A 12,293-nucleotide genomic window follows, 5' to 3' on the forward strand; every position below is an offset into this window, starting at 1 on the left:
CTCCTTTTTCACATCGATCCTTCGTCACAGTTCAAAAGCGGGAAACAGGGACTCTGTCTGGTCTTTTCCCCCATCTTAGCATCTTTCTTCCGCTAAAACAAGGCTTTCCAGGGATAATTGTGGGAAAAAGTTGTGATTACAAGTCCGGCGGCACTCACCGGCGGGACCAGTTCTTCCCTGGGCTTTCGCCGCGCATAAATTCGATGAGCTGCCGATGAATTGGGCTGGTCTTGTTCCTAGAGTAGGATAAATAGATGTTTCGGAATGCCTGGGGGTCGTCCAGCAGATAGAACACCACGCCACTGGTGGGAGTGACAAACTCTGGGATAGTGGTTCGCAGAAATGTGATTCCCTTTCCCTCGCACACCAGGTAATAGGCGGTCATCATCTGGCTGAGGTACAGGGATACGTTGGGGGTGAATCCGGCATTCCGGCACAGGGTCAGGCTACGGTCGTGGACGTCGTTGTCCGGCTTGAGCAAAAGGAAAGGCTCGTCCTTGAAATGGTGCAGTGGGACTGGCGGACGCCTGTGCTCCAGCTCGTCCCGTCGGAGCAGCCCCTCAAAGGTGTATCGGTAGGGCTCCAGCCGCTGGTTGATCTCATAGTGGGCCGGAACCGCCAGGATAATCTGCTCTGACGCCCAGGGAAAGGTCTGTATGTCGCTGCCAGAGGGGCACTCCGCTTCCAGCAAAAAGTCCAGCTGGCCCGCCCTCAGCTTCTCAGTCAGGCCAGAGGTAGTCCCCTCGGTGAAGGTTAGGGTGACCTGGGGGTACAGAGCGCAGAAGTCGGTAAGCAGCTTAGGCAGCACATAGGTACAGAAAAACATAGAACTGCCAATGTGCAGCTCCACATTGTTGACGCTGCGCATCTCGTTGAAATGCCGCTGCATCTCCTCCTCGATGGCCATAATGCGCTCGATCTGCTCAATATAGTACCGCCCCGCATCGGTAAGACTGATAGGGTTGGTGCTCCGGTCAAAGAGGGGGATCTGGAGCTGCTGCTCCACCTTTTTCACTGTGGCACTCAGCCAGGGCTGGGACACATATAGTTTTTTTGCCGCCTTGGAAAAGCTCTTCTCCTGATATATGGCGTAAATGTACTCTTTATAATCCGTCATAGCAGCCCTCTATAAGGAAAATCATATAGCGCCTTCAACGATTTGCTATTTTACATCGCGGCCGGCACCTGCTAGAATTATATCAGAATGTCCCCCCGTCCAGCAAGAGGATTCCTCTCCGCGGCGGGTACAATTTAACATTTTAAGGGAGAATCATCGCTATGGAACTGAAAACTTCAGCCAGAATGGACCAACTGGCCCCCTCCGGCATCCGCAAAGTCAATGAGAAGGCTCTGGCTATGGAGCGGGCCGGGGAGCATGTCATTCATTTTGAAATTGGCCGTCCCGATTTTGACACCCCTGAATATATCAAGAAGGCGGCTGAGGCGGCTCTGGACAAGGGGGACGTGTTTTACACCTCCAACTTCGGCACTCTGGAGCTGCGGCAGGAGATTGCCAACAAGCTGAAGCGGCAGAACAATGTGGACTATAAGGCCAGCGAGGTGCTGGTCACCGTAGGCCTGTCCGAGGCTGTCTTTGCTGTTCTGGCCGCTATTCTGGACGAGGGGGACGAGATCCTGGTCCCCGACCCTGCTTGGCTCAACTACCACAATGTGCCCCGTATGTTGGGCGCCGTCCCCGTCACCTACTCTCTGAAGGAGGAGAATGGCTACCAAATGGACCTGGCCGAGCTGCGCTCCAAGGTGACGGACAAGACCAAGGCCGTGGTCATCATCACCCCTAACAATCCCACTGGCGGCGTTCTGTCCCAGGATACCCTCCAGGGCCTAGCCGACCTGGCCATCGAGAAGGACCTGTTAGTCATCTCCGACGAGGTGTATGAGCGGCTCATCTACGATGGGGAGAAGCACATTAGCATCGCCTCCCTGCCGGGCATGAAGGAGCGGACCTTCACCATGAACGGCATGTCCAAGGCCTACTCCATGACCGGCTGGCGCCTGGGCTATGTGGCCGCCCCCGAGGCCTATATCGCGGTCCTCAACAAGTTCCACCAGCATAACACCACCTGCGCCCCCTCCTTCGTCCAGACGGCCTCTGTGGCAGCTCTCCGTGACGAGAAGAACGAGGTCAACGACATGGTTAAGGAGTATCAGCGCCGCCGGGATTATGCCGTCAAGGCCATCAACGACATTCCCGGTTTGAGCTGTCTGTGCCCCAAGGGCGCCTTCTACATCTTCATCAACTGCAAATCCCTGGGAAAGCCCTCCGCCGAGCTGGCCTCCTATCTGCTGGATGAGGCCAAGATCGCCCTGGTTCCCGGCGATGTCTTTGGTCCCGGCGGAGAGGGATATCTCCGCCTCTCCTTCGCCAACAGCTATGACAATATCGTGGAGGGCTGCAAGCGGCTGGCCCAGGCTGTGGCTAAACTGCGGCAGTAAGTCTTCCCGATGGAACAAACTGCACAAGAGAGCGCCCAAAAGGGCGCTCTCTTTTTCCGTTCAGAGGAGGGAAAGGGAGAGGCACGGCCTTGCAAAAAGCCCTCCTTTCCATTACAATGACGTTAGGAGAAGATTAACCGATTCGTGATAGCAGACCGTTTCAAAAGAAGGGAAACTTGGATGGAAACGACAGTGCAGCGGAAGACTCTCAATGACCTGGCTCCGGGCCAGAGCGGCACGATCCTGTCTGTGGGCAATCAGTCCGGGGCAGTGAAGCGCCGGCTAGTGGATATGGGGCTGACCCCCGGCACCCAGGTGAAGGTAAATAAAATCGCCCCTCTGGGCGACCCCCTGGAGGTGTCCCTCCGGGGCTATGAGCTGTCCCTGCGCCGGGCGGACGCCGAACAGATCGTCATAGGGCAGCCCCGCCTGCGGCGGGCCGGAGGGACCACCCTCCAGACCGGTCCAGATCCCGAAGCCGCCCGCCGGCAGCTGCGGGACCACGAGCATGAGCTGGAGGCCCACGGCGGCCGCTATGACGCCGCCGCCCACGACAGTCGGTCTATGCGTGTGGCTCTGGCTGGCAATCCCAACTGCGGCAAGACTACTCTGTTCAACGCCCTCACCGGCTCCAACCAGTATGTAGGAAACTGGCCCGGTGTCACCGTGGAAAAGAAGGAAGGCACCGCCCGTTTGGGCGATAAGTCCATGACGGTGGTGGACCTGCCTGGCATCTATTCCCTGTCCCCCTATTCCATGGAGGAGATCGTAGCCAGGGATTTTATTATCGGCGAGGCGCCGGACTGTATCATCGACATCGTAGACGCCACCAATCTGGAGCGCAATCTGTACCTCACAGTCCAGCTTCTGGAGCTGGAGCGGCCCATGGTGGTGGCGCTGAACTTTATGGACGAGGTTGCTAAACGGGGCGACCAGATCGACGTGGCCCGGCTGTCCAAGGAGCTGGGTATTCCCGTAGTCCCTATCACCGCCCGAACCGGCGAGGGGCTGGACACCTTGCTCCACACCGCCCACCGTCAGATGCACCTGGGCTTTACAATCGAACCTGACGATTTGTACGACAGCTTCACCCATGACATCCACCACCGGATGGGCGAGCTGATCCACGACTACGCCTACGCCGCCGGGCTGCCCGCCCACTGGGCCGCCATCAAGCTGCTGGAGGGAGACGACATCGTAGCCAAGGCCCTGAAGTTGCCCGCGCGGGTGTCCGGCCTGCTGGATGCGGTAGTGGCCGAGTATGAGGGATCCAGTGACCTGGGCGACCGGGAGACCCTGATTGCCGACAGCCGTTACCAGTACATCGAAAAGGTGGTAGCCGCCTCTGTGGTCAAGGGCGGCCGTCCCGGCGAACTGACCTTCAGCGAGAAGGTGGATAAGGTGGTCACCCACCGCCTGTTCGCCATTCCCCTGTTTCTGTTGACTATGCTGCTTATGTTTGTCGTCACCTTTGGTCCCTTTGGCTCCTGGCTGTCCAACGGGGTGGGGGCCGCCGTGGACAGTCTATCCGGCTGGCTCTCCGGGGCGCTGTCCGGGGCGGGAGTGTCCCCGGTCCTGGTGTCCCTGGTGTGCGACGGCATCATTGCCGGGGTGGGGGGCGTGCTCACCTTTCTGCCCCAGATCGCCCTGCTCTTTTTCTTCCTGTCCTTCCTGGAGGACTCGGGCTATATGTCTCGGGCCGCTTTTATCATGGACCGCCTGCTCCGCCGGTTCGGACTGTCTGGAAAGGCGTTCATCCCCATGCTCATGGGCTTTGGCTGCTCGGTGCCCGCCATCATGGGGGCCCGGACCATGGAAAACGAGAAGGACCGGAGGATGACCATTCTACTGGTTCCCTTCATGTCCTGCTCGGCCAAGCTGCCCGTCTACGGGCTGCTATCCGCCGCCTTCTTCGGCCCCTACGCCGGACTGGTGGTCTTTGGGCTGTATCTCATCGGCATGGCGGCGGGCATCCTGTCCGGCCTGTTCTTTAAAAAGACCCTGTTCGCCGGGGAGCCCGCCCCCTTTGTACTGGAGCTGCCCCCCTATCGCCTCCCCTCCCTGTCCAATATGCTCACCCATGTGTGGCAGAAGGTACGGGGCTTCCTCATCAAGGCAGGCACCCTCATCCTTCTCATGTCCATGGTGCTGTGGCTGCTCCAGTCCTTCGACTTCTCTCTGCGCATGGTGGAGGACGCCGGCCAGAGTATGCTGGGTACTCTGGGCTCCCTCATCGCCCCCATCTTTGCCCCCTGCGGCTTCGGCCACTGGCAGGCCGCTGTTGCCCTGCTCACCGGGCTTGTCGCTAAGGAGATGGTGGTGTCCTCCCTGTCCATGTTCTACGGCTTCTCCCTCACCGCCTCCAGCGGAGCGGTGGCAGCGGCCATGGCTGGCTTCACCCCCCTGTCCGCCTTCTCCATGCTGGTGTTCATTCTGCTGTACGTCCCCTGTGTGGCCGCCGTATCCACCCTGTTCAAGGAGATGAACAGCCCCAAGTGGGCCTGGTTCTCCATCGCCTGGCAGGTAGGCTGCGCCTATGTGGTATCTCTGCTGGTGTATCAGGCGGGCAGTCTGTTTTTCTAAATGGTGGGAGCGGCCGAAGGCCTCTCTGACCTCTCGATCTAGGAGGAATCTGTTATGGTAAAACTCATCTCGCTGGACCTGGACGGCACGCTGCTGGATCCACAGGGCCAGATCACCCCGGCCTCTAAGGCGGCTATCGCCCTGGCCCGGGCCGCTGAGATTCGGGTAGTGCTGAATACTGGCCGTCCCATCCCTGAGGCCTGCTTTTTCGCCAGGCAGGCCGGGTGTGATGATCTGGTATCTGCTTTGGGAGGGGCGGCGCTGGCGGACAGCTCCACTGGCCAGGTCCTCCAGCGCCAGGACCTGCCCCAAAACACGGGGCGGAGGGTGCTGGAGCTGTGTCTGGGCCGGCGGATCGAGCTGATGATTTTCGCCGGGGAGGAGATCGTCCTGGACCCCTTCTCCAAGGAGTCCCTGCTGCGGACCTATCCCTATCCAGTCTTTCATGACAACGCCGTGGTGGTGGAGGACCCCCTGGCCTATCTGGAGGAGCACCGCCTGCCCTTGACCAAGGTACACGGGGACTGGAATCAGCCGGCTTATCCCTTGGAGGAGCTGCGGGCCCTGGAGGGGTTGTATCTGACCTCCTCCAACGACCATGACTTCGAGGTGGTGCCCGCCGGGGTGGATAAGGGGGTTGCTCTGGCCCAGCTGGCCCAGCGGTACGGCGTGCCCCTGGACCAGTGCGCCGCCGTGGGGGACAGCGACAACGACCTGGCCATGCTCCAGGCGGCTGGCGTTCCTATCGCCATGGGCAACGCCTCCCAGGCCGTCAAGGACCTGGCCCTCCGGGTTGTTGCGGACAATGGACAGGACGGTGTGGCTGCGGCTATTCTGAATTGTCTGAAATAAGTTTTTAGGAATGAAAAACCGCATTGTCAGAACTGTCCTGACAATGCGGTTATTTTTTAGGATAAGGCGTACTATCATCTGTAAAATCCAACAGGTAATCGATACTCGTATTAAAAAATGATGCAAGCTGTTTCAAATATGTTGCCGGGATATTTACATGTCCCAACTCGTAATCAGAATACGTTGTCTGATGGACATTTAACAATTTTGCCATATACGCTTGGCTCAAATCCCTATCTTCACGTAAGCTTCGGAGATGTTCTAACATCATATCACCTTTTGCTATTATAGCTAAGGAAAATATCCTTATTGACTTTTAAGGGTATTTTCCTTAAAATATTTGGAGAGGTGATTTTATGTACAGAGGTCCCCATGTAGACGATCCGAAAAAGTCGGTGACCGTCGTTCTCCCACTGGACCGCTACCAGGCGCTGGCCCGTCTGGCGGAGCAGAACTCATACAGCCTTCCCGCCTATATCCGCCAGGTGCTGCGGAACCATATCCAGTCCCTGGAGGGGGAGCCATAAGGCCGAAATTCCCGCCCGGTTTCACCGGGCAGGAATTTTTATGCCCTCTCCCCCACTGGAATACAAATTTCCCCTTGACCTTCCACCTGCTGGACGGTATAAACTGTCACGGCAGCGGTGGGAGAAATTTTAATGAAATTTTCATCTATTCTTTCAATGGATATAAACTTTGTCCCGTACAATGGAAGCACACAGGGACACCCCGGCGAAACCGGCCCTCGGGCCATGAAGATAAGGAGTTTTTTTATGGACGCGACACAGGTCAGCACACAGGGGGAGATACAGCTCCCACAGGAGCCGGGGAAGAAGGGACCTCTTTTTCCAGTCCCCCGGAAAAAGAAGAAGTGGATCAAGCGGGGGGCCATCCTCCTTGTGGTCCTTCTAGCCATATGGTGGTTTTTCCTCCGCCCGTCGGGCGGAGGGGGCGGCGTCAGCGCCGCCGGGCAGTACATTCCTGTTCCCGCCTCTCTCCAGGATCTGACGGTGGCGGTGGACGGCTCCGGGGCGGTGACGCCCATCGAGTCCTATCAGGTGGGCGCCCTGGTCAGCGGCGAGGTGCTTGCCGCCCCCTTCGAGGTGGGCGACTGGATTGAGAAGGGAGATCTGCTCTATCAACTGGATGCCGGGGACGCGGAAATCGGTCTTCAGCAGGCCCAGTTATCCCTGCGTCAGGCCCAGCTCAACTATGATGAGCTGCTCTCCGGCATGAGCCCAAGCGCCTCCGCCGCCGGGGTGGTCCAACAGGTCCACGTCCAAAAGGGGGACTTGGTCTCTCCCGGCACCCCTATTGCCGACGTGGCGGACAACTCCACCATGACCTTGACCCTCCCCTTCCAGTCGGCGGATGCCTCCAGCCTGTCCCCCGGTCAGGGGGCCCAGGTGACCATCGCCGGCACCATGGAGGTGCTGTCCGGCACAGTGGAGTCCATCTCCTCCGCCGAGCTGGTGGGAAATGGCGGTGCTCTGGTCCGGCAGGTGAAGATACGGGTGGATAACCCAGGCGCTCTAACCTCCGCCAATTCGGCCACCGCCACTGTGGGGGACATCGCCTGTGCCGGAAGCGGCTCCTTTGAGGAAAATACGCGCCAGACCGTGGTGGCCCAGACCTCCGGCGAGGTGACTGCCGTCCACGTCACCGCTGGCAGCAGGGTGTCCGCCGGTACTGCCCTGGTCACCCTGGGGGGCGATGGGGCCCAGAGCGCCCTGGAAAACAGCGCCATCTCCGTGGAAAATGCCCAGCTGGCCCTCCAAAGGGCCCAGGACGCCCTGGAGAGCTACACCATCACCGCCCCTATCTCCGGCACGATCATTGAGAAGAACTATAAGGTGGGTGACAAGGTAGACGGCATGGACGCCGGCTCCCTGGCCATTCTCTATGACATGAGCAGTCTGAAGCTGACCATGAACATCAGTGAGTTGGACCTGAACCAGGTCCAGGAGGGTCAGGAGGTAGACATCACCGCCGAGGCGCTGCCCGGACAGGTCTTTCAAGGCGTAGTGGACCGGGTGTCCATCAACGGCACCACCACCAACGGCTTTACCACCTATCCCGTCACCATTCTGCTGCGGGAGTTCGGCGACCTGAATCCAGGCATGAACGTGTCCGCCGATATCGTTGTCGAGCGGACCACGGGCGTCCTCTGTGTCCCGGTGTCCGCCGTCAACAGCGACGGCACTGTGCTGGTAGCCGGACCGGGCACACTTTCTGAGGATGGCCTCACCATAGCCGATCTTTCCAAGGCGGAGCGCCGCCCTGTGGAGCTGGGACGGAGCAACGAGGAGTACATCGAGATCACTTCCGGACTGTCTCAGGACGAGGTGGTGCTGGTTCCTGACCAGGCCACCGGCTCCATGGGCGCCGTTGCGATGGGAGGCTGACCGGCTTGGAACATCTCATCGAACTGAAGGACATATATAAGATCTATCCGATGGGGGAGGAGACAGTCCATGCCCTGGATGGGGTGAACATCACCATCGACCAGGGGGAGTTCGTGGCCATTGTAGGCTCCTCCGGTTCAGGCAAGTCCACAGCTATGAACATTATCGGCTGCCTGGACGTGCCCACCTCCGGCACCTACCATCTGGGGGGTGTGGATGTGTCCACCATGGAGGACGACCAGCAGGCGGACATTCGCAACAAGATGCTGGGTTTTATCTTCCAGCAGTACAACCTGATCCCCAAGCTGTCTGTGCTGGAAAATGTGGAGCTTCCCCTGCTCTACGCCGGCGTGCCCGCCGACCAGCGTCGGGAGCGGGCCATCCGCTCTCTGGAGCGGGTGGGACTGGCGGACAAGAAAAAGAATCTGCCCAGCCAGCTCTCCGGCGGCCAGCAGCAGCGGGTATCCATCGCCCGTGCCCTGGCCGGGGACCCCTCGGTCATCCTGGCTGACGAGCCCACTGGAGCCCTGGACTCCAAAACAGGCCGGGAGGTACTGGGCTTTTTGAAAAAGCTCAATCGTGAGGGGGACACGGTGGTCCTCATCACCCACGACAACTCCATCGCCGTCAAGGCGGACCGCATCATCCGCCTTCAGGACGGCAAGGTCATCTATGACGGGGACGCCCACGATCCACGGGCGGTGGTCCAGCCCGACGCGGCGGACGAGGAGGTGGAGACGGTATGAACTATGGACAGTCCTTCCGCCTGGCCATCAAGGCCCTGGCCACCAGCAAGATGCGCTCCCTGCTCACCATGCTGGGCATCATCATCGGCGTGGCCGCCGTCATCATTATCCTGGCCCTGGGCAACGGCCTGACCGGCATGGTGCAGCAGCAGGTGGATAAGCTGGGGGTCAACATGATGATGACCTATGTCTGGGGACGAGGGGATGGGTCCACCTCTACCCTGGACCCCCAGGATATGTATGATCTGGTGGAGGAAAACCCGGACGTGCTCTCCGGTGTTTCCCCCTATGTGAACGCCCAGGCCACCGTCCGCAAGGGGGACGAAAAATTTGACAAGACCTCTCTCTACGGAGTCAGCGAGGTCATGTTCAACAACAGTACCAAGGGCACCATCGACGGCGGGGAGAAGCTAGGCCAGGGACGGTTCCTCTCCTGGCTGGACGTGGAGCGGCGAAGCCAGGTGTGTGTCATTGGAAGCTATCTGGCGGAAAACGCCTTTGGGGGCGACGCCCTGGGCCAGACTCTGACCATCAACGGTCAGGCTTACACTGTCATCGGCGTGCTGGAGCAAATCCGGGAGAACATGGAGGAGGGCGGCCCTGACGACCAGGTGTACATCCCCTATGAGAACGCCCTGGAGATGCTGGGCACCCGGAACGTGACCTTGTATATGTTCACCAGCACTTCCGGCGAAACAGCGGCCGCCGCGCGAATGGTCATCGACAGTATGCTGCTGGAGTATTTTGACGGGGATTATGACGCCTTCTACACCCAGACCATGGCGGAGCAGGCCGAAATGATCAACCTGATGATGGGGGTGGCCATGGGGGTACTGGTGGCCATCGCCGCCATCTCCCTGTTAGTAGGGGGCATCGGCATCATGAACATCATGCTGGTATCCGTCACCGAGCGCACCCGTGAAATCGGCATTCGGAAATCTCTGGGCGCCAAACGGCGGGACATCCGCCGCCAGTTCGTCATCGAGGCCGGGACCACCTCCGCCATTGGCGGGCTGCTGGGCATCGGCCTGGGCTGTCTGCTGGCGATGGGACTGGGGGCATTGTTCGGTGGGATGCTGTCCGCCCAGATGGGCGGCGCCGTCTTTAACGCCACTCCTACTCTGGGCGCTATTGCCATCAGCTTCGGGGTGTCTGTGGGCATCGGTGTCCTGTTCGGCTATCTGCCCGCCAACAAGGCGGCCAAGCTGAATCCTATTGACGCGCTGCGATATGACTGATAAATTAGAGACAGAAGAAGCGCGGCGGTCCCTTTCTAACGGTCGTTTTTTCCTTAGGGCCCCGTTGGACGCTCAATCTTCTGACCTCTGATGAAAAAAGGAGCCATTAAAATGAGAAAAAAATTCACATCCGCCCTGTTGACCGCCTGTCTGGTGCTGGGCTTGGCTCTCCCCGCTCGCGCGGCAAGCCAGCCCCAGCAGGAGGAGGCCATCCAGGTGGTCAACGCCCTAGGCATCATGGTGGGGGACACCAATGGCAACATGAATTTGTCCAGCCGGGTCACCCGTGCGGAGTTTATCACCATGGCTGTCAAAGCCACGCCCGGCGGGGAGCAAATTGGTCAGGCCGCCACCTCCCCCTACCCCGATGTCCCACGGAGCCACTGGGCCTCCGGCTATGTGGAGGCGGGAGTGGCCGCTGGACTGGTATCCGGCTACACAGACGGTACTTTCCGCCCCAACCGGGAGATCAGTCTGGCCGAGGGCGTGACCATTGCCCTGCAGCTTCTGGGTTATGGCCCCAGTGATTTCTCAGGCGCCTACCCCACCGGACAGCTTGCCATGTATCACAGTCTAAAGCTGGACCAGGGTGTGACCGCTGCCGGGCCCTCTACCCTTCTGACCCGGCAGGATGCCATGTACCTGTTCTATAACCTGATGACCGCCAACACCAAGGAGGGGCGTCCCTACCTGGAGAGTCTCGGCTATTCCCTCAACGCCGCTGGTGAAATCGACCTGGTGGCCTTGATCAGCGGACAGATGGAGGGCCCGGTGGTCGCACAGGGGAACTGGCAGTCCTCCCTCTCCTTTGACCCGGCCCAGGCCAAGGTTTACCGCAACGGCGGCGTGTCCACGCTGTCTGCCATTCAGAACTACGACGTGGTCTATTGGAACCGGGCCATGCGCACCCTGTGGGCTTACTCCGACAAGGTAACAGGCACGATCCAGGCCCTGGAGCCCAGCGCCTCTAACCCTACCTCTGTCACGGTATCTGGAAGGACCTGCACCATTGAAACCTCCTCTGCCGCCTATTCCCTTTCCACACTGGGAGAATATGCTCTGGGCGACACAGTGACCCTGCTGTTGGGACGCGAGGGGGGTGTGGCCGCTGTGATAGGGGCCCTATCCGCCGATGAGAGCCAGCAGGTGGGCGTGGTCACCTCAGTGTCCAATTCCTCTTACCCCGATGGCAAGGGCGGCACCTATCAGGCCAAAACTGTGACGCTGTTGTCCACGGATGGCCAGACCTACCGCTATCAGACCACCAGCTCTGTCAAAGAGGGAGCCCTGGTCCGAGCCGCGGTGGATGACCAGGGGAAGGTGACCCTGAAGGGCCTGACCAGCGCCTCTCTCACCGGCAAGGTGAACGCCGCCGGCACCAAGCTGGGCAGCCACCCCTTTGCGGAGGGTGCAGAGATTCTGGATGTCAGCGATGGGCAGGGCGCGCGGATCTATCCCAGCCGTCTGGCCGGACTGGAACTGACCGACAGCATGGTCAAGTACCACTCCCTAAACGGCTCCGGTGAAATCGAGACACTGGTACTCAACGATGTGACCGGCGACGCTTACCGGTACGGCATCCTCACCCGCATGGAGAGTACGTCTGCCGGGGAATTTTCCTCCTATTACAGCTACGAGCTGGATGTAGGAGGACAGCAGATCTCCCTTCCCCAGAGCACGACCCGCTACCCTGTGGAGCGGGGGCCGATCCGCATTAAGGGCGACCCTGCCCATCCTGACGGGCTCTACTCCCTGACACTCGCCGGCAAGGGCGAGGCCAGCGGGGGCCAGTTCCTGTCCGGTTCCAAGGGATATACCCTCTCCGACAATCTGATGGTCTACGAGTACCAGGACGGGGCGTACTATTTGTCCACCCTGGCCAGAGTCCAGGGCGGCCGCTTTGAGCTAAGTGGCTGGTATGACAAGTCTGAATCCTTGGGAGGCCGCATCCGGGTCATCGTAGCCCGAAGCATCTAACTAAAACAGAAAGACCGCTCCAGCGCCTTTTCAGG

The 12,293-nt window shown here is 59.6% G+C and carries 10 protein-coding genes; 8 read left to right on the plus strand and 2 right to left on the minus strand.

Going from position 1 to position 12,293, the window contains the following annotated elements; all coding sequences use genetic code 11:
- Positions 1-154 precede the first annotated feature (154 nt).
- A complete protein-coding gene (locus tag OCV64_RS00985) occupies positions 155-1,117 on the minus strand; it encodes a LysR family transcriptional regulator (RefSeq protein WP_147572762.1) in 963 nt (320 codons plus the stop codon).
- A gap of 161 nt (positions 1,118-1,278) precedes the next feature.
- Here OCV64_RS00985 and OCV64_RS00990 point away from each other — a divergent pair, with 161 nt between their 5' ends.
- The 3 genes from OCV64_RS00990 (at position 1,279) to OCV64_RS01000 (ending at position 5,892) form a co-directional block, all read left to right on the plus strand.
- Positions 1,279-2,457 carry a pyridoxal phosphate-dependent aminotransferase gene (locus OCV64_RS00990; protein ID WP_147572764.1) on the plus strand — a complete coding sequence of 393 codons (1,179 nt, stop codon included), beginning with the start codon at positions 1,279-1,281 and terminating at the stop codon, positions 2,455-2,457.
- A gap of 180 nt (positions 2,458-2,637) precedes the next feature.
- Positions 2,638-5,040 carry a ferrous iron transport protein B gene (gene feoB, locus OCV64_RS00995; RefSeq protein WP_262669009.1) on the plus strand — a complete coding sequence of 801 codons (2,403 nt, stop codon included), beginning with the start codon at positions 2,638-2,640 and terminating at the stop codon, positions 5,038-5,040.
- Between the two features lie 54 nt (positions 5,041-5,094).
- Positions 5,095-5,892 carry a Cof-type HAD-IIB family hydrolase gene (locus OCV64_RS01000; RefSeq protein WP_262669010.1) on the plus strand — a complete coding sequence of 266 codons (798 nt, stop codon included), beginning with the start codon at positions 5,095-5,097 and terminating at the stop codon, positions 5,890-5,892.
- Between the two features lie 49 nt (positions 5,893-5,941).
- On the opposite strand, the gene OCV64_RS01005 is transcribed toward OCV64_RS01000, so the two are convergent.
- A complete protein-coding gene (locus tag OCV64_RS01005; RefSeq protein ID WP_317246361.1) occupies positions 5,942-6,163 on the minus strand; it encodes a helix-turn-helix domain-containing protein in 222 nt (73 codons plus the stop codon).
- 85 nt (positions 6,164-6,248) lie between these two features.
- Here OCV64_RS01005 and OCV64_RS01010 point away from each other — a divergent pair, with 85 nt between their 5' ends.
- The 5 genes from OCV64_RS01010 to OCV64_RS01030 all read left to right on the plus strand — a co-directional run bounded on the left by OCV64_RS01010 (position 6,249) and on the right by OCV64_RS01030 (position 12,258).
- On the plus strand, positions 6,249-6,419 hold the full coding sequence (locus OCV64_RS01010; RefSeq protein WP_262669012.1) for a hypothetical protein: 171 nt from the start codon (positions 6,249-6,251) through the stop codon (positions 6,417-6,419).
- A gap of 246 nt (positions 6,420-6,665) precedes the next feature.
- Entirely contained in the window at positions 6,666-8,297 is a 1,632-nt protein-coding gene (locus OCV64_RS01015) for an efflux RND transporter periplasmic adaptor subunit (RefSeq protein ID WP_262669013.1), read from the plus strand.
- 5 nt (positions 8,298-8,302) lie between these two features.
- The gene (locus tag OCV64_RS01020) at positions 8,303-9,043 is read left to right on the plus strand and encodes an ABC transporter ATP-binding protein (protein ID WP_317246363.1); all 741 of its coding nucleotides are present in this window, start codon (positions 8,303-8,305) and stop codon (positions 9,041-9,043) included.
- Complete coding sequence (locus tag OCV64_RS01025) at positions 9,040-10,281, plus strand: ABC transporter permease (protein WP_147572774.1); 1,242 nt, start codon at positions 9,040-9,042, stop codon at positions 10,279-10,281. The genes OCV64_RS01020 and OCV64_RS01025 overlap by 4 nt, the downstream gene beginning before the upstream one ends.
- A gap of 111 nt (positions 10,282-10,392) precedes the next feature.
- On the plus strand, positions 10,393-12,258 hold the full coding sequence (locus OCV64_RS01030) for an S-layer homology domain-containing protein (protein ID WP_186852341.1): 1,866 nt from the start codon (positions 10,393-10,395) through the stop codon (positions 12,256-12,258).
- Positions 12,259-12,293 lie beyond the last annotated feature (35 nt).

This window comes from Muriventricola aceti, assembly GCF_025567565.1.
Taxonomy (GTDB): Bacteria; Bacillota; Clostridia; order Oscillospirales; family Oscillospiraceae; genus Lawsonibacter; species Lawsonibacter aceti.